Origin of the sequence: Actinomycetospora sp. CA-101289 (assembly GCF_050955895.1) — a bacterium.
Lineage (GTDB): Bacteria > Actinomycetota > Actinomycetes > Mycobacteriales > Pseudonocardiaceae > Actinomycetospora.
On the sequence record NZ_CP192093.1, the window covers coordinates 2,194,026 to 2,211,044 of the forward strand.

The 17,019-nt window shown below is 75.9% G+C and carries 13 protein-coding genes and 2 pseudogenes; 8 read left to right on the forward strand and 7 right to left on the reverse strand.

The annotated features are described in order from the left end of the window. Window positions 1-58: 58 nt before the first annotated feature. The 4 genes and pseudogenes from ACQPX6_RS10915 to ACQPX6_RS10930 all read left to right on the forward strand — a co-directional run bounded on the left by ACQPX6_RS10915 (window position 59) and on the right by ACQPX6_RS10930 (window position 3,946). Window positions 59-1,558, forward strand: coding sequence for a MiaB/RimO family radical SAM methylthiotransferase (locus ACQPX6_RS10915; protein WP_433787319.1), 1,500 nt, complete (start codon window positions 59-61; stop codon window positions 1,556-1,558). Beyond that, window positions 1,552-2,190, forward strand: coding sequence for a CDP-diacylglycerol--glycerol-3-phosphate 3-phosphatidyltransferase (pgsA, locus tag ACQPX6_RS10920; protein WP_433787320.1), 639 nt, complete (start codon window positions 1,552-1,554; stop codon window positions 2,188-2,190). The genes ACQPX6_RS10915 and pgsA overlap by 7 nt, the downstream gene beginning before the upstream one ends. 180 nt (window positions 2,191-2,370) lie before the next feature. Further along, window positions 2,371-2,587, forward strand: a pseudogene (locus ACQPX6_RS10925) (helix-turn-helix domain-containing protein); the annotation flags it as partial. Between the two features lie 525 nt (window positions 2,588-3,112). Continuing rightward, window positions 3,113-3,946 (forward strand): PspA/IM30 family protein, encoded by an 834-nt coding sequence (locus ACQPX6_RS10930; protein WP_433787321.1) that lies wholly within the window; start codon window positions 3,113-3,115, stop codon window positions 3,944-3,946. 73 nt (window positions 3,947-4,019) lie between these two features. Here ACQPX6_RS10930 and ACQPX6_RS10935 read toward each other — a convergent pair. Continuing rightward, window positions 4,020-4,853, reverse strand: a pseudogene (locus ACQPX6_RS10935) (helix-turn-helix domain-containing protein). 50 nt (window positions 4,854-4,903) lie between these two features. On the opposite strand from ACQPX6_RS10935, the gene ACQPX6_RS10940 reads away from it, so the two are divergent. Further along, on the forward strand, window positions 4,904-5,320 hold the full coding sequence (locus ACQPX6_RS10940) for a DUF2000 family protein (protein WP_433787322.1): 417 nt from the start codon (window positions 4,904-4,906) through the stop codon (window positions 5,318-5,320). Window positions 5,321-5,422: 102 nt separating this feature from the next. Here the strand turns inward: ACQPX6_RS10940 and ACQPX6_RS10945 are convergent, their stop codons facing one another. The 5 genes from ACQPX6_RS10945 to ACQPX6_RS10965 all read right to left on the reverse strand — a co-directional run bounded on the left by ACQPX6_RS10945 (window position 5,423) and on the right by ACQPX6_RS10965 (window position 11,978). Continuing rightward, complete coding sequence (locus ACQPX6_RS10945; RefSeq protein ID WP_433787323.1) at window positions 5,423-6,061, reverse strand: hypothetical protein; 639 nt, start codon at window positions 6,059-6,061, stop codon at window positions 5,423-5,425. A 95-nt stretch (window positions 6,062-6,156) separates the two neighbouring features. Beyond that, the gene (locus tag ACQPX6_RS10950; protein ID WP_433787324.1) at window positions 6,157-8,889 is read right to left on the reverse strand and encodes an AAA family ATPase; all 2,733 of its coding nucleotides are present in this window, start codon (window positions 8,887-8,889) and stop codon (window positions 6,157-6,159) included. A gap of 26 nt (window positions 8,890-8,915) precedes the next feature. Continuing rightward, the gene (locus tag ACQPX6_RS10955; protein ID WP_433787325.1) at window positions 8,916-9,812 is read right to left on the reverse strand and encodes a DNA-formamidopyrimidine glycosylase family protein; all 897 of its coding nucleotides are present in this window, start codon (window positions 9,810-9,812) and stop codon (window positions 8,916-8,918) included. A 50-nt stretch (window positions 9,813-9,862) separates the two neighbouring features. Next, a complete protein-coding gene (locus ACQPX6_RS10960; RefSeq protein WP_433787326.1) occupies window positions 9,863-10,192 on the reverse strand; it encodes a hypothetical protein in 330 nt (109 codons plus the stop codon). A 73-nt stretch (window positions 10,193-10,265) separates the two neighbouring features. After that, the gene (locus ACQPX6_RS10965; RefSeq protein ID WP_433787327.1) at window positions 10,266-11,978 is read right to left on the reverse strand and encodes an MFS transporter; all 1,713 of its coding nucleotides are present in this window, start codon (window positions 11,976-11,978) and stop codon (window positions 10,266-10,268) included. Window positions 11,979-12,095: 117 nt separating this feature from the next. Between ACQPX6_RS10965 and ACQPX6_RS10970 the strand changes: the two genes are divergently transcribed. The 3 genes from ACQPX6_RS10970 (at window position 12,096) to ACQPX6_RS10980 (ending at window position 16,014) form a co-directional block, all read left to right on the forward strand. Beyond that, window positions 12,096-13,598 carry a M28 family peptidase gene (locus tag ACQPX6_RS10970; protein WP_433787328.1) on the forward strand — a complete coding sequence of 501 codons (1,503 nt, stop codon included), beginning with the start codon at window positions 12,096-12,098 and terminating at the stop codon, window positions 13,596-13,598. Window positions 13,599-13,688: 90 nt separating this feature from the next. Beyond that, a complete protein-coding gene (locus ACQPX6_RS10975; RefSeq protein WP_433787329.1) occupies window positions 13,689-14,513 on the forward strand; it encodes an IclR family transcriptional regulator in 825 nt (274 codons plus the stop codon). A gap of 40 nt (window positions 14,514-14,553) precedes the next feature. After that, on the forward strand, window positions 14,554-16,014 hold the full coding sequence (locus ACQPX6_RS10980; protein WP_433787330.1) for an amino acid permease: 1,461 nt from the start codon (window positions 14,554-14,556) through the stop codon (window positions 16,012-16,014). Here ACQPX6_RS10980 and ACQPX6_RS10985 read toward each other — a convergent pair. After that, a complete protein-coding gene (locus ACQPX6_RS10985) occupies window positions 15,989-16,963 on the reverse strand; it encodes a hypothetical protein (protein ID WP_433787331.1) in 975 nt (324 codons plus the stop codon). The two genes, ACQPX6_RS10980 and ACQPX6_RS10985, sit on opposite strands and share 26 nt — an antisense overlap. Between the last annotated feature and the right edge of the window lie 56 nt (window positions 16,964-17,019).

Consider the following 17,019-nt stretch of genomic DNA (forward strand, 5'->3'; position numbering starts at 1 on the left):
CGCTGGGCGAGTGGTAGACCGTTCCCCCCGCTCCCGCGAGCACCCGAAGGTCGCCCTGGTGACCCTGGGGTGTGCCCGCAACGACGTGGACTCGGAGGAGCTGGCCGGACGGCTCGCCGCCGAGGGCTGGGACGTCGCCGCCTCGGCGGACGGGGCGGAGGGGGACGCCGACGTCGTCGTCGTCAACACCTGCACGTTCGTCGAGCAGGCGAAGAAGGACTCGGTCGACGCCGTCCTCGCCGCGGGCGGCGGCTCCCCCGGCGGAGCCAAGGTCGTCGCGGTGGGCTGCATGGCCGAGCGCTACGGCGCCGAGCTGGCCGAGGCCCTGCCCGAGGCGGCCGCGGTGCTCGGCTTCGACCACTACGGCGACCTGCCGTCCCGCCTCGACGACGTCCTGGCCGGGCGGCCGCTGGCGTCGCACACGCCCACCGACCGCCGCACGCTGCTGCCGATCAGCCCGGTGAAGCGCCCCGAGGCCGTCGAGCGCGGCAGCATCCCCGGCCACGAGTGGCTGCCCGAGGTGCCCCGGCAGCGGCTCGACGACGCCCCGGTGGCGCCGCTGAAGCTCGCCTCGGGGTGCGACCGGCGCTGCAGCTTCTGCGCGATCCCGTCCTTCCGCGGGGCCTTCGTCTCGCGCGACCCGCGGGACGTCGTCGCCGAGGCCGCCTGGCTCGCCGACCACGGTGTGGCCGAGGTGCTGCTGGTCAGCGAGAACTCCACGTCGTACGGCAAGGACATCGACGCCCGTGGGGCCGCCGGCGGCGCGCTCGAGCGCCTGCTGGGCGAGCTGGCCGCGGTGCCCGGGATGCGCCGGGTCCGCGTCTCCTACCTGCAGCCGGCCGAGGTCCGCCCGCCGCTGCTGCGCGCCATCGCCGCCACGCCGCGCGTCGCCTCGTACTTCGACCTGTCGTTCCAGCACGCCAGCGCCCCGGTGCTGCGCCGGATGCGGCGCTTCGGGTCCCGCGAGACGTTCCTGGCGCTCTGCCGCGAGATCCGCGCCCTCGACCCCGAGGCCGGCATCCGCTCCAACGTCATCGTCGGCTTCCCGGGCGAGACCGAGGACGACCTGGCCGAGCTCGAGGCCTTCCTCGCCGAGGCCGAGCTCGACGCCGTCGGGGTGTTCGGCTACTCCGACGAGGACGGCACCGAGGCCCTCGACCTGCCCGACAAGGTCGACACCGCCGAGATCGCCGCCCGCGTCGAGCGCATCACCCGCCTCGCCGAGCACGTCGCGGAGGACCGCGCTGCCCGGCGGGTGGGCACCACCGTCGAGGTGCTGGTCGAACGGGGCGAGGACGCCGACGACGAGGCCGAGGACGGGCACTGGGTCGGCCGTGCCGCGCACCAGGGCCCCGAGGTCGACGGCGAGTGCCGTCTCGTCGGCGACGACGACCTGCTCGAGGGTCTGGCGCCGGGCGTGTTGGTCACCGGGCGCGTCGTCGACGCCGAGGGCGTCGACCTCGTGGTCGAGGCGCTCGCGGTGGTCGACGACACCGGGGCCGACGCCGCCGACGGGCAGCACGTCGGCGCGACGCCGGTCGGCGCGGGAGCGTGGTGACCACCCCCGGCCGCCCGGCCGGCCCGGCGTCCCCCGGTCCGGCCACCGGGCCCGGGGCCGTGGTGGCGCCCGTCCCGCTGGTCAACGTGGCCAACGGGCTGACCGTCGTGCGGCTCGTGCTCGTCCCCGTCTTCCTCGTCGTGCTGTTCGTCGACTCCGGGCAGAGCCCCGTGTGGCGGTGGGCGGCCTTCGCCGTGTTCGCGATCGCGTCGCTCACCGACACCTTCGACGGCGACCTCGCGCGCCGCTGGGGGCTGGTCACCGACTTCGGCAAGATCGCCGACCCCATCGCGGACAAGGCGCTCACCGGCGCCGCGCTGGTGGGGCTGTCGATGCTCGGCGAGCTGGCGTGGTGGATCACCCTCACCATCGCCGCCCGCGAGCTGGGGGTGACCCTGCTGCGGTTCTGGGTGCTGCGCCACGGGGTCATCCCCGCCAGCCGCGGCGGCAAGATCAAGACGGCGCTGCAGACCCTCGCCCTGGGCCTCGCGATCATGCCGCTGCCCTACTTCTTCCGGCCCGGGGTGGGCGTGCTGATGGTCGCCGCGGTCGTGGTCACGGTCGTCACCGGCGCCGACTACCTGGTGCGGGCCCTGCGCCTGCGCGCCCGGGCGCGCGCCACGGCGGCCTGAACCGGGCCGGATCCCCGCAGCCGGATCTCGTGGGGCTCGTTCACCGTCGGCGAACGGGACGGGGTCCGCGTCGCCGTCGCCGATCGATCGACGTCGGTACGGTGGACGGACACGGTCGTCGACGCCCGGTCCAGGGCGTCGCCCAGGTGGGGACCCACGACCGGTGCTGGGAGGTGTGGCATGTCGCTGCTGTTGCGCGAGGCCATCGGCGGGACGATCCGCCGTGCCCGGACCGCGCGGCGCCGCACGCTGCGCGACGTCTCGCGGGAGGCCCGGGTCAGCCTCGGCTACCTCTCGGAGGTCGAGCGGGGTCGCAAGGAGCCGTCCAGCGAGCTGCTCGCCGCCATCTGCGAGGCGCTGGCCCTGCCGCTGTCCGAGCTGCTCGACGAGGTCGCCGACGAGATGCGCCCGGTGCCGCGCCCGGTCCCGGCCGGGGTGGCGGTCGCCCGCCGCTTCGGCGTCGAGCCCGGCGGGCCCGACGTGGACGACGCGCTGCGCTCGGCCGTCGAGGAGGCCTTCGAGCCGGACACCACGCCGTCCGCCGCGGGCGACGGCGCCGGCGCGTCGGCGAGCATGTCCGCGACCCTCCCGACGCCGCCGGAGCCCGCCGAGCCGGCCGCGCCGCGCACGGTCGCGCTGCCCGAGCCCGAGGGCGCCCCGGTCCACGACGACGGCGAGGAGGTCGTGGCGCCGGTCGAGGCCGCCACCCCCGTGCGCCTCGTCGGTCTGGTCACCGTCCCGTCGGTCCCGGCCGGCGGCGTGGGCTCCGGCCCGGTGGTGCGCGCCGCCGCGTGATCGGCGTGATCAGCCTGATCGGCGGGTCGGTGGAAGCCTCCGCGGGGAGGTGAGACCATGGACGGCGAGACCAGGCGCGGTCGTCGCCGCCTGAGCCGTATCGACGTCACGAGTTGGGCGGGAGCAGATGGCCAACCCCTTCGTCAAGGCCTGGCGGTACTTCCTGGCCGCGTTCTCTTCGAAGATCGATGAGCACGCGGACCCGAAGGTGCAGATCCAGCAGGCCATCGAGGACGCGCAGCGCCAGCACCAGGCGCTGTCGCAGCAGGCCGCGTCGGTGATCGGCAACCAGCGGCAGCTGGAGATGAAGCTGAACCGGCAGCTGGCCGACATCGAGAAGCTGCAGGCCTCGGCGCGCCAGGCGCTGGTGATGTCCGACGACGCGCGCTCCAAGGGCGACGAGGAGTCGGCCCGGCGCTACGAGCAGAGCGCCGAGCAGTTCGCGTCGCAGCTGGTCACCGCGGAGCAGAACATCGAGGACCTCAAGACGCTGCACGACCAGTCGATCGGCGCGGCCCAGCAGGCCAAGCAGGCGGTGGAGCGCAACGCGCAGGTCCTCCAGACCAAGATCGCTGAGCGCACCAAGCTCCTCAGCCAGCTCGAGCAGGCCAAGATGCAGGAGCAGGTCTCCGCGTCGCTGCGCTCGATGAGCGAGGTCGCGGCGCCGGGCAACACCCCGTCGCTCGACGAGGTGCGCGACAAGATCGAGCGGCGCTACTCCACGGCGCTCGGGCAGGCGGAGCTCGCGCAGAACAGCGTGCAGGGCCGCATGCTCGAGGTGGAGCAGTCCACCCGCGACTTCGCGGGCAAGAGCCGCCTCGACCAGATCCGGGCCTCCATGGGTCAGGGCAGCACGCAGATCCCGGCGGGGCAGGCGGCCCAGCCGCAGGCCCAGCCCCAGGCGCAGCCGGCGCCGCCGCAGCAGCAACCGACCCAGCAGCAGGCCCCGCGCCAGTACTGAGGTCCGCCGACCGGTCGACCCGAGGCCGCCCGTCCCCGCTGGGGGCGGGCGGCCTCGGTGCGTGTGGGGTCCCTCAGTCCGTCGAGGCCCGGCCGCTGCTCGCGAAGCGACCCGGTGTCGTGCCGGTGACGCGGCGGAAGTGCCGGGTCAGGTGCGACTGGTCGTGGAAGCCCGCCGCGCCCGCCACCTCGGCCGCGGGCATGCCGCCGAGCACGAGCCGTCGCGCGACGTCGACCCGTCGGCCGGTGACGTAGCGGTGGGGCGGCAGCCCGAACTCGGCGCTGAACGCCCGCACGAGGTGCGTGGGGTGGGCGTGGAGCACGCAGGCGGCCTCGTCGAGCCCCACGGCCCCGGGCAGGCGGGCGTCGAGGAGGTCCCGCAGCCGATGGGCGAGCCCGCGGTCGCGCGGCGGACCGGGGCGGTGCTCGTCCCCGAGGTGCGCCGCCAGCCGCTCGGTGATGAACGCCAGCCGGCTCTGCGCCGCCAGCTCCTCGCCGGCGTGGTCGAGCACCCGGTGCAGCTGGTCGACGCGGCGCCGCAGCACGGGGTCGTCGAGGGCCGGGGTGTCGACGGCGCGGCCGGTCAGCTCCCGCGGGCCCAGGGCGGCGTCGTCGAGGTAGACGACCCCCTATCGGCGTGCTCCTCTCATCTGGAACCCACCGGGCCGCGCCGAGCGCCCGTCGTGGGCCACGTGCGGCGGGAGCAGCGTCACCTACGTGGGCAGGGCTCCGTGCTCGTGGCGGTCGAGGTCGTAGCGCACCGCGCCGGCCTCGACGAGGAGCAGCGTCCACGCGTCGTGGGTGTGCGACGGGTAGGCGTGCTCGGTGAACCGTGCGTGGAACACCTCGGTGATCCCCGGCACCGCGGGACGCCAGGCGCGCACCTCCTCGCGGGGGCCGCCCTCCATGCCAGGAACGTACAAGACCGCGGCGGCCCCGCCCGGCGACGCTCGTGGACGTGAGCAGCGCATTCGAGACCAAGATCGCCGTGGTGCTGCGGGACGACCTGGCCGGCTGGCAGGCCCTCAACGTCACCGCGTTCCTCGTCAGCGGCATCACCGCCGCGACCCCCGAGCTGGTCGGCGAGCCCTACGCCGACGCGGACGGCACCGCCTACCTGCCGATGCTCGGGCAGCCGGTGATGGTCTTCGCGGGCGACGCCGGCGGCCTGCGCGCCGCGCACGGGCGGGCCCTCGGACGGGGGCTGCGGATCGCGGTGTTCACCGGCGACCTCTTCGCCACCGGGAACGACGCCGACAACCGCGCCGCCGTCGCCAAGGTGGCGCGCGACGACCTCGACCTCGTCGGGATCGCCGTCCACGGCCCGCGCAACGCGGTCGACAAGATCGTGAAGGGCGCGCGGATGCACCCGTAGGTCAGGTGGGTCGAGGTGCTGTGTCGTGCGAACCCGATCCGACGGTCCTCGCGCGACCTCGACGGGACCGGCCCCACCCGGGGCCGGTCCCGACGGCGGACGTCACGGCCGGACCATCCCCGCCGGCACGTCGGCGGCCGCGACCTCCCACCGGTCGCTGCGATCGGGCGGCGACAGCAGGGCCGGGTCCTCGTCCTCCTCGAGCACCAGGGCGTTCACGGCCGGGGGCACCGCGTCGAGGGTCGCGGGGTCGTTCGCCAGGTGCAGCACGCGCATCGACCGGGCCAGGCGGTCCCAGAGCACCAGCAGCCGCACCGTCCCGGGCAGCGCCCGCACCGCGGGCAGGATCCGTCCGCGGTGGAACCGGTCGGTGGCGGCCCGGGCCGCGTCCGTCAGCGGCCCGTCGAACACCACGACGTCGGCGACGTCCGGCGCGGCGGCGTCCGCGGCCCCGGCCTCGTCGTCGGTCACCTCGTAGATCGCGTCCTCCTCGATCGTCACCGGTCGGGGACCGCCGCCCGACGCGGCGCGCGTCCGCTCCGAGGACAGGCGGGCGTCCTCCTCGGTGGACCAGAGGGTCACGAGGGCCCGCAACGCGGACGGGCCGGAGACGAGGTAGTACGCGCCGCTGTAGCCGGCGTGGCGGCGCAGGATGTCGGAGAGCTCGCGGCGGGCGGCTTCGGAGTCGTCGGTGCCGGGCACCGGGCGCATGGTCTGGAAACGGGCGAACACGGCGTTCACGTCCTCTCGGAGGGGGTGGCGATGCACCTGAAGAGCCTGGTCGGGACCGCGCGCGCAGACCTCCGTGCTGGTACGGAGATGTCGGTACGCAGCACTCAGGGACGCGCGTCCGCGGCCCACGCCGCGAGCTGCGTGCGGTTCTGCAGGCCGAGCTTCGCGAGGGCGTTGCGGACGTGGCTCTCGACGGTCCGCTCGCTGATCACCAGCCGGGCGGCGACGTCGCGGTTCGCGAGCCCGGTGGCCACCAGGGCGACGGTCTCGCGCTCGCGGGCGGTCAGGGCGCCGGCGCCCGGGCCCAGGCCGGTGAGCTCGGCGAGCAGGGCGGAGGCCTCCCGCTCGGTGGGGCGAAGCGCCAGGCGCCGGGCGGTGCGCAGCGACTCCTCGAGGACGCCGCGCGCCCGGTCCCGATCGCCGGTGCCGCCCCGCAGCGCCAGCGCCCGGCCCAGCTCCAGGCCGGAGCGCGCCAGGCCCGGCATCGCCCCGAGACGCCGGTCCGACGTCACGGCCTGGTCGGCGAGCCGGACGGCCTCGTCCCGCTCGTCGAGGTGCCCGGCGGCGACGGCGGCGAAGCGGGCCACCGGTCCGGGGCAGCCGGTGGAGCTGTCGCAGCGCAGCGCGGTGTGCGGCCGCATGTCGTCGAGGGCGACCCGTAGCACCTCGCTGTCGCCGAACGCGGCGGCCAGCTCGCTCCCGCAGCACACCAGGGCCCGCCACCGGGCCCCGTGCGGCACGGCGAACAGCAGCGGGCGGAGCTCGTCGTACAGCGTGCGGGCGAACTCCTCGTCCCCGCGGTGCAGGAAGGCGACGCCGCCGGTCGCCCAGAAGATCGGCAGGCTCCGGCTGCGCGCGATCATCTCCTGGTCGGGCCGCCACGCCGCGAGCGTCCCCAGATCGCGGTGCAGGAGCCCGACGAAGCCCTCGTACATCGCGTCGGCCATCGGGTCCTGGCTGCGCCGACCGAGATCGCGGAAGCGCCGGGCCAGGGCGAAGGCGTCGTCGAACCGGCCCACGAGGTGCGCGCGCGCCGCCCGTGCCCGCAGCTCGTGCCAGCGGGCGAGGGTGCCGCCGACCTGGTCGGCGACCGCGCCGAGGGCCTCGGTGGCCGCGTCCACGACGTCCACGGCGCCGAGCTCGAAGGCGTCCTCGATGCGCCAGACGTGGCCCCAGACCAGGGCCTCCGGCCGGCCCGCGGCCTCGCCCAGCGCGATGGTCCGGCGGCCGACCGCGAGGCGCTCGGCGACGAGCTCCGGCCCGCCGCACACCTCGTGGCGCGCGTGCAGGGCGTGCAGCACGGCGTCGACGCCGCCGGGGTCGTCCTCGTGCCGGTCGGCCATGGCCAGCGCTCGCGCCGAGACCTCGGTGGCCTCCGCGAGCCGCCCGCCCGCCGCCACGACCATCGCCTCCTGGGCCAGCACGCGGGCGTGCCGCGCCGAGTCCTCCGCCCCGAGCAGCGTGCGGGCGCGCCGCACCAGGCCGCCGATCCGGCTCGCGGTCACGTCGGGGCCGATGCCGCGCACGACGACGGCCGCCGCCGCGGCGAGGTCCGGGCGGTGCTCGGCCTCGGCGACGTCGAGGACCCCGCCCGCCTCGTCGAGGGCGTCCACGACGCGGTCCGCGCGCAGGAGCGCCTCGGCCCGCGCGAGCCGCACCTCGGCGCGGGCGACCGGGTCGTCGGTGACCCCCACGGCCCGCCGGTACCAGTCGGCGGCCTCATCGGGCGCCCGGCGCGCGGCCGCCGCCTCCGCCGCGACCCGGCACGCCGCCGCGGCCGCGGCGCGCCCGGCGGGGGTGTCGGCCGCGGCGAGGCGGTGGCCCGCCACCTCGCCCGCCCGGGTGGTGGGCAGGGCGTCGGCGAGCCGCCGGTGCTCGGCCAGGCGCCGCGCGGCGGGAAGGGCGTCACGGCACGCGGCGCGCACCAGCGCGTGCGACCACCGCACCCGCCCCGCGTCCCGCGGGTCCTCGGCGAGCAGTCCCGTCGCGAGCACCTCGGCGAGGGCGGTGTCCCCGTGCCCGGTGAGGAGGTCCCGCTCCACCTCGTCGCCGGCCACGGCGGCCGTCGCGACGAGCTCCCGGGCCGCCCCGGTGAGCGCCGCGACCCGGCGCTGCACGAGCGGGGCCACCGCGGGCTCCCGGACGTCGGCGGCGCGCAGCAGCTCGCGCAGGTGCAGGGGATGGCCGGCGCTGACCCGCAGGAGCACGTCGACCGCGGCGTCGTCGGGGTCGGCGCCGTCGCGCCGTCGCAGCAGCTCGCGGACGGTGTCGCGCCCGAGCCGGCCGAGGTGCAGGACGGTCGGCACCTCCGCGTCGAGCCCGTCCGGGACGGGCTCGCGGGTCGTGGCGACGAGCAGCAGCGCCGGTCCGCGGGGTGCGACCACCTCCCGCGCCACGTGCCGCAGGAGGGCCAGCGACGCGTCGTCGGCGGCGTGCACGTCCTCGACGGCCACGACGAGCCCGTCCCCGGCGGCCGCGGCGAGGGCGTCGGCGGCGTCGGCGACCGCCCGGAACCGGGCGCGGGCGTCGGTGGTCTCCGGCACGGCCCCGAGGTCGAGCACCGCCGGGTCGAGGCCCCGCCCGCGGGCGGCCGGGCTGCCGAGCAGGCGGGTCCAGGGCCAGAAGGCCGGGGTGCCGAGGTCGGCGCTCGCCCGGCCGAGCAGGGCGGGCACCCCCCGGCGTTCCGCCGCGTCGAGCAGCGCCCCGAGCAGCGTCGACTTCCCGATCCCCGCCTCACCGGCCACCAGAACGGCGCCGCCGTGGCCCGCGCACGCGTCGTCCAGCGCGGAGACGAGCACGGCCGTCTCGTGCTCGCGGCCGGGCGGCACCGGGTCCATCGAGGCAGTGTGGCGAAGAACGGCCGTCAGCCGTAGCGCGAGCGCCGCCCCGTCTGCTGCTGGGGCCGGCGGCCGCCGCGGCGCGCCAGGGGCGGGTGGGGACCGGGCTGGCAGGTGGGGCAGAAGTAGGCGAGGCGGTCCTCGCGGTCGGGCGACCCCCTATCGGCGTGCTGTGTCTCTGCCTGCCCCGCGGTGCGCACCACGTCGCGGCAGCGCCGGCAGGCGCGCCCGGTGCGCTCGAACACCCAGTGCTGGGCGCCCTCGCCGAGGTCGCCGGTGGTCGACTGCTCGGGGCGCCAGGCGTTGCGTTCCAGCAGCTTGCGGGCCCACGCGACGGTGTCGTGGACCTGCTGGTCCGTCAGGTCGCCCACCGGCGTCCAGGGCGAGACGCCGAGCAGGAAGCAGATCTCGGCCTTGTAGAGGTTGCCGACGCCACAGGCCACGCGCTGGTCGAGCAGCGCGGTCCCCAGCTCGCGTTCGGGCTCGGCACGCAGGCGGCGCTCCACCTCGGCGGCGTCGTCGGGGCCCCAGCCACCGCCGAGGAGGTCGGGGCCGAGGTGCCCGACCCAGGTGTCCTCGCGCTCGGTGGGCAGCAGGTCGAGGTCGTGGAGGCGGAAGCCGACGGCGACCCGCTCGGGGACCTCGAGGATCGCGCGCACCTGGTGGTCCGCCCCGCGCCATGGTCGCCCCGGGCGGTACAGGTGCCACGAGCCGTCCATCCGGAAGTGGCTGTGCAGGCTGGTGCCGTCGTCGAAGCGGGTGAACAGGTGCTTGCCGACGCTGACGACCTCCAGCACCGTGCGCCCCGCCAGGTCGTGCTGCACGAGCCGCGGGTGCCGCAGCTCCCCGCGCGTCAGCTCCTGACCGGCCAGCGCGTCGTGGAGGCGCCGGCCGGCGAGGAAGACGGTGTCACCCTCCGGCACCCCACCATCGTCCCGCACACCGGCCGTCGCGGCCGCTCGGTCGCGGCCGATCAGTCGTCGGGCCGGCCCGACTGTCCGGCCGGGGCGGCGGGGGCGTGGTGGGTGACGCGGTCGCGGGGGTCGCCGGCGACGTCGACGGGCGCGAGCGCCGTGGCGAGGCGTTCGCGCAGGGCGCTGAGGTCGCGGGTGTGGGGGTCGCGCGGGTCGGTCGTCGCGCGGTCGACGCTCTGGAGCACGTCGACGAGCTGCTCCACGAGCGCCCGGGCCTCGGCGCCCAGCAGCGCGAGGTCGTCGGCGTCGGGCGTCCGGGTCACCGTGCCCGCCCGCAGCGCCGAGATGGCCTGTCGCACGGCCACCACCGTGGTGTCGTCGGCGGACATCGCCCCTCCGTCCCTCGTCGCTCGGTGCGCGTGAGGGGTGCCACGTCCGCGCGGGGGCGCAAACGAGGAGGAGTCAGCGCTCGGTGGGCAGGAGCACCACGGGGCGGTCGAGCGTGTCCTGGCCGGGGACGACGTGCACCGCGGCCGGCTGGGCGCCCGCGAGGCCGGCGATCAGCAGGACGGGCCGGCGCGCGCCGGGGTCGGCGGCGAACGCGCCGTCGGGATCGACGGGGCTCACCGACAGCTGGCGGCCGTCGAGGTCGACGAGGGTCACCCGCGCGCCGGCCGCCGGGGCGCCGTGGTCGTGCAGCACCCGGCCCCGGAGCAGGGCGGGCCCGGGCTCGTCGACCTCCTCGACCTCCCCCTCCTCGCCGTCCGACTCCGGCAGCGACGGCACCCACAGGCTGACCAGCAGCGCGAGGACGGCGCAGCCCGCCGCGACGAGCAGCGTGGTGCGCAGCGCCGCGAGCGAGGGCACGAGCGTGCCCTCGACCGGCACCGTCGACGCGGAGAGCACCACCGCGGCCAGCGCGGAGGCGGACGAGGTGCCGATCGAGCGCATGAGGGTGTTGAGGCCGTTGGCCGCGGCCGTGCGGGTGGTGGGCACCGCCCGCATGATCAGCGCGGGCAGGGCGCCGTAGGCCAGGGCGACGCCGGCGCCGATCACCGAGATGACGACGGCGATCTGCCAGGCCGCGCTGAGCAGCACGGTGCCCCCGGCGTAGGCCACCGCGATGACCACGAGGCCCACACGCAGCGACGTCCGCGGCCCGGCCTTCGCCGAGATCCGGGCCGTCACCGGCGACATCAGCATCATGACCAGGCCGTTGGGCGCCAGCGTGAGCCCGGCCATCAGCAGGCTCAGGCCGAGCCCGTGCCCGGAGGCGAGCGGCGCGGAGAGCAGCTGCGGGAACACGACCATGCCGGTGAACATGGCGACGCCCACCGGGATGGAGATCAGGTTGGGCAGCAGCACCGCGCGGCGGGCGTTGAGCCGCAGGTCGACCAGCGGGTCGGTGGTGCGCAGCTCGTAGGCGCCCCACGCGAGCAGCGCCACCACCGCGACGCCCGCGGAGCCGAGGGTCGCGGCGCTGGTCCAGCCCCACTCGCTGCCCTTGGACACGGCGAGCAGCAGGCCGATGAGGCCGACGGACAGGCCCACCGCCCCGACGCCGTCGAAGCCCCCGCCGGAGCGGGTGGTCGACTCGGGGATCACGAGCCCGACGAGCACGAGGCCCGCGAGCCCCAGCCCGCCGGCGACCCAGAACAGGGCGTGCCAGTCGGCGAGCTCGACGATCACGGCCGACAGGGGCAGGCCCAGGCCGCCGCCGATCCCGAGCGTCGCGCTCATCAGGGCGATGCCCGAGCCCAGGCGGGCGACCGGCAGCGTGTCGCGCATGAGGCTGATGCCCAGCGGCACCGCGCTCACCGCGACGCCCTGCAGCGCGCGCCCGACGAGCACCGGCAGCAGCGCGTTCGTCACGGCGCACAGCACCGACCCGGCGACGAGCAGCCCCATCGTCGCGAGCAGGACGCGGCGCTTGCCGACCATGTCGCCGAGGCGCCCGGCGATCGGCGTCGCCACCGCGCCCGCGAGCAGCGTCGCGGTGATGACCCAGGACGCCGTGGCCGTGGACGTGTCGAGCAGCCGGGGCAGCTGGGGGATCACGGGCACGACGAGCGTCATGCACAGCGACGCGACGAGGCCGACCGAGGACAGGACCGCGACGACGAGGGCCGGGCGGGGTGCGGCCTGCCGGGCCGTGGGGACACCGGCGTGCGGCACGCACACTCCTCGGGCTCGGCAGTTCGTTGTCTGTGCCAACCAACTGTAACCGGACGGGGCGGCGACGGGGGAGGTCCGGCGCTGTTCGTCACGGTCGATCAGCTACCGTCCGTGAGCATGATCACGTCTCGCCGGGACGCCCGGGTCCTCGTGGCCCTCGCCGTCGCCGGGTTCCTCGTGCTCGCGGGCTGCGGCGGCGCGCAAGGAGCTCCGCCGGCGCCGTCGCCCGTCGCGGCGCCACCCGGCGCCGACCCGGGGCTGGCGCGGCGGCTGGCCGAGCAGGTCACCGGCGACGCGGCGTTCGCGCGGCTGGAGGAGCTGCAGCGGATCGCCGACGCGAACGGCGCCAACCGCGCCTCCGGGCAGCCGGGCTACGACGCGAGCGTCGAGTACGTCGCGGGGGAGTTGCGCCGCGCCGGCTTCACGGTCGAGACGCCGAGCTTCCCGTTCGACACCTTCGCGGTCGACGCCCAGACGCTGGTCCTCGGTGGCGCCCCGGGGCCGGTGGTCACCGCGCTGACCTACTCGCCGGCCACCCCGCCCGGTGGGGTCACCGCGCCCCTGGTCGTGGCCCCGGACGCGCCGGGCGACCCGACCCCGGGCTGCGAGGCCACCGACTACACGAACCTGCCCGCCCGCGGCGCCGTGGTGCTCGTGCGCCGCGGCGCCTGCACGTTCACGCAGAAGCAGCAGGTCGCGGCCGACGTCGGGGCCGCCGCGGTGCTGGTCGGCAACAACGCGCCCGGCCCCCTGGGCGGGACCCTCGGGTCGGTGGCCGAGGGCCGCCTGCCCACCGGCGGGCTGGTGCAGGCCGACTTCGACGCGCTGCTCGCGCGGGCGGGGACGCCGGCCACCCTGACGCTGGCCACGCGCTCGGCCACGATCACCACGCGCAACGTCATCGCCCAGACCACGACCGGGCGTCCCGACGAGGTCGTCATGAGCGGCGCTCACCTCGACTCGGTGGCCGCGGGCCCGGGGATCAACGACAACGGCTCCGGGTCGTCCGCCCAGCTCGAGCTGGCGATGCGTCTCGGTGGCGCCCCGCCGGTGACGAACGCCGTGCGCTTCGCCTGGTGGGGCGCCGAGGAGGTCGGGCTGCTCGGGTCGACGGCCTACGTGGCCGGCCTGTCGCCCGAGGCACGCCGCGACATCGCGGTGCTCATCAACTCCGACATGCTCGCCTCGCCCAACGCGGCCTACCTCGTCTACGACGGCGACGACTCCGACCGCCAGGGCGCCCCGCCCGGGCCCGGGGGCTCGGACGGCATCGAGCGCACGCTGGCGGCCGCGCTGGCGGCCACCGGGGTTCAGCCACGCGGGACCGACTTCGACGGCCGCTCCGACTACGGGCCGTTCATCCGGGCGGGCATCCCGGCCGGCGGGTTCTTCACCGGGGCCGAGGACATCAAGACCCCGGAGGAGGCCGCCCTCTGGGGCGGGCAGGCCGGGGTGGCCTACGACCGCTGCTACCACCAGGCCTGCGACACCACCGCCAACATCGACCGCGTCGCCCTCGACCGGATGCTCGACGCCCTCGCCGTCGGCGTCGGCACCTACGCGGTGGACCTCGGCGGCCCGAACGGCGTCCCGACCCGGGAGCAGCGCCAGACGCGCTGAGCGCGTTAGGGTTGCGCGCTCCGCAACCCGGGCGGTGCGGCTGACCCCGCTGCCGGGACGGGGCCGCGGCGACGGGGAGGATGCCGGGCGATGGCGCGCAGCGACGGCGACGGTGACGGCAGCACCGACGGCACCGGCACCGGCTCCCGCGAACCCGCCCTCGTCCGCTCGGTCGACCGGGCCGTGACGGCGCTCGAGGTGGTCGCCGCGCGCGGCGAGGTCGGCATCACCGAGCTCGCCGAGGAGCTCGGGGTGCACAAGTCGACGGCGTCGCGCCTGGTCGCGGCGCTGGCGCGACGCGGGATGCTCGAGCAGCAGGGCGACCGCGGGCGCATCTCGCTGGGCTTCGGCGTCGTGCGGCTCGCGGCGTCGGCCACCGGGCGGATGGACCTCGCCCGCCTCGGCCAGCCGACGTGCCAGCAGCTCGCGGAGGAGGTCGGCGAGACCGTCAACCTCGCGGTCCACGACGGCGAGGCGGCCATCAACGTCGCCCAGGAGTTCGGCACCTCGTCGGTGACGACGCGCAACTGGGTCGGGCGGCGGACCCCGCTACACGCCACGTCGGCCGGCAAGGTCCTGCTCGCCTACATGGGCGACGCCGAGCGCCGCGCGTTCCTGCGCCGGCGCCTGCCCCGCTACACCGACGCGACGATCACCGAGGCCGGCGCGCTGCGGACCGAGCTCGCCCGGGTGGTCGACGAGGGCCACGCCCGCTCGTTCGAGGAGCTCGAGGTCGGCCTGCACGCCGTGGCCGTGCCGGTGTGGGGGCAGGGCGGCGACGTCGTCGCGGCGCTCAGCGCCGCCGGCCCGTCCTACCGGTTGCCGCGCCGCCGGGCCCGGGCCATCGTCCCCGACCTGCGCGCGGCCGCCGAGGACCTCTCCACCCGGCTGGGCTGGATCTCCGGGACCGACTAGCGGATGTGAAATCCGCGTCTGGCTGTCCGAGGATGGGCGCATGACGTCCACGTCGCCCCGCTCGGGGCTCGCGGCCCTCTTCCGGCGCAAGCCCGTCGAGGAGATCGACGAGGGGCACGGCACGACGGGCTCCGGCTTGGCGAAGACGCTGACCCTGCGCCAGCTCACCGCGATCGGCGTCGGCGGCATCATCGGCGCCGGCATCTTCTCGCTCGCCGGGCAGGTGGCCAACGAGACCGCCGGGCCGGCGGTGGTGCTGTCGTTCCTCGTGGCGGGGATCGCGAGCGCGGCGGCGGCGTTCTCGTACGCCGAGTTCGCCGGGCTCATCCCGCGGGCCGGGTCCGCGTACACCTACGGCTACGTGGTGCTCGGCGAGCTCGTCGGCTGGCTGATCGGCTGGGACCTGCTGCTCGAGTACACGGCGATCGTGGCCGTCGTCGCGATCGGCATCTCGGGCTACTTCAACGACCTGCTCGGCTTCCTCGGCCTGTCGTTGCCCGAGTGGATGCTCGGCGCGCCGGGGACCGAGTCCGACGGGGTGCCGCCCGGAACGCACAAGGTGGACCTGTTCGCGATGCTGCTGTGCCTGCTCATCGCGTTCGTGCTCAACCGCGGCATGCGCAACGCCGCGCGCGCCGAGACCGCGCTCGTCTACTTCAAGGTCGCCGTCGTTCTGCTGGTCGTGGTCGTCGGCGCCTTCTCCATCGACACCGGCAACTACAGCCCGTTCGCCCCGTTCGGGCTCGCCGGGGTGTTCACCGGGGCCGCGACCGTCTTCTTCGCGGTGTTCGGCTACGACGCGATGAGCACCGCCGCCGAGGAGTCGCAGGACTCCCAGAAGCACATGCCCAAGGCGATCCTCTACTCACTGGCGATCTCGATGGTGCTCTACGTGATGGCCTGCCTCGTGCTCACCGGGATGGTCGACTACACGCAGATCGACAGCGAGGCGGCGTTCTCGCAGGCCTTCGCCGACGTCGGGCTCCCGCTGGTGGGCCTGATCGTCGCGGTCGGCGCCATCCTCGGCATCCTCACCGTGCTGTTCACGTTCCTCATGGGCGCGACCCGCGTCGGCTACGCGATGAGCCGCGACGGCCTGCTGCCGCCGTGGTTCTCGAAGACCAGCGAGAAGCACCGGGTGCCCAACCGCATCACCTGGGTGCTCGGCGTCGCCGCCGCCCTCATCGCGGGCTTCCTGCCCATCGGCGAGGCCGCCGAGCTGACGAACATCGGCATCCTGCTGGCCTTCGTCGTCGTGTGCATCGCCGTGGTCGTCCTGCGCTACCGGCGTCCCGACCTGCCGCGATCGTTCCGGACGCCCGGCATGCCCGTGGTCCCGATCATCGGGGTGGTCTTCTCGCTCTGGTTGATCACGTTCCTCGACCCCGTGACGTGGCTGCGCTTCGCGGTCTGGTTCGTGATCGGGCTCGTGTTCTACCTGGTCTACGGGCGGCGGAAGTCGAAGCTGGCCGACGTCACTCCAGGTCGGGATGGTCCTTGACCCACCACAGGAACGCACGGGCGTGGTCGAGGTCGACGAACCGGTCGCCGATGAGCTCGACGAGCAGGTCGTTGCTCCAGTAGGCGAGCCGCCCGATGGTCTGCGACGTCGTCTCGGGCGCCGGCAGCTCGAGGCCGAAGACCCGGCGCGCGATCTCGCGCTTGCCGCCGGCCGGGCTGGTGTAGATCAGGATCGGCAGGAAGTGCTCCGGCTCGGCGACGCAGAGCACCCGGGTGAGCATCGCCTCGCGGAACCCGGGCATCGCCGGCGGCTCGTCGGAGGTGATCAGCTCGGTGAGCCGGTCCTCCGGCGCGGGCGGGTCCTCGCCGCGCAGCAGGTGCTCGACGACGCCGCGGAAGGCCTCGGCCGCCCGCTGGTTGCCCAGGTTCTTCCACTCGTCGTTGAACCGGCTCATGTTGCCGGGCCGGGCGACGACCTTGCTGTTGGCGAAGTCCTTCAGCGCCGTCGGCTGGACGTACGGCAGGTTGTCGGCCTCGAAGGCCTGCCGGTAGACGTCGCGGTAGCGCCCGGCCTCCTCCTCGGGGTGGGGGAAGTCCCGGAGGAACTCGCGGCGCAGCCCCTCGATCACCCGCCAGCGCTCCGGGGTCACCGCGTCCGCCGTCGCCGTGAACCGGCGCCGTGCGCTCTCGACGTCCTCGAGGGCGCGCCGCGGCGCCACCGGGCCCCGGGTGCCCGCGGTCCGGCCCGCCGAGCGCGTCGCCGTGGAGCCGGCGGCCGCCCGGCCCGGGGTGGTCCGGGGAGGAGCGGTCCGGCTCGTGCTGCGCGTGCGCGTGAGCTGGCTGGCCGCCCGCGGCGAGACCGGCTTGGCGCCGAGGACCCACTCGTGGCCGCAGCTCGTGCAGCGCATCATGTTGCGGCCGTCGTCGGCCATGCCGAGGTACTCGGCCGCGGTCTGCTCGCACGTGGGGCACGCCAGCGCCAAGGCCACTCCCTGCTCGTCCGGTGCTCGTGTCGACGCCCAGCCTGCCGTGCCCCCGCCCGGAC

Coding starts and splice junctions, on each gene's coding strand:
- ACQPX6_RS10930 (WP_433787321.1), top strand. CDS start 3,113: ATGGCCAACCCCTTCGTCAAGGCCTGGCGGTACTTCCTGGCCGCGTTC.
- ACQPX6_RS10950 (WP_433787324.1), bottom strand. CDS start 8,889: ATGGACCCGGTGCCGCCCGGCCGCGAGCACGAGACGGCCGTGCTCGTC.
- ACQPX6_RS10960 (WP_433787326.1), bottom strand. CDS start 10,192: ATGTCCGCCGACGACACCACGGTGGTGGCCGTGCGACAGGCCATCTCG.
- ACQPX6_RS10970 (WP_433787328.1), top strand. CDS start 12,096: ATGATCACGTCTCGCCGGGACGCCCGGGTCCTCGTGGCCCTCGCCGTC.
- ACQPX6_RS10975 (WP_433787329.1), top strand. CDS start 13,689: ATGGCGCGCAGCGACGGCGACGGTGACGGCAGCACCGACGGCACCGGC.
- ACQPX6_RS10980 (WP_433787330.1), top strand. CDS start 14,554: ATGACGTCCACGTCGCCCCGCTCGGGGCTCGCGGCCCTCTTCCGGCGC.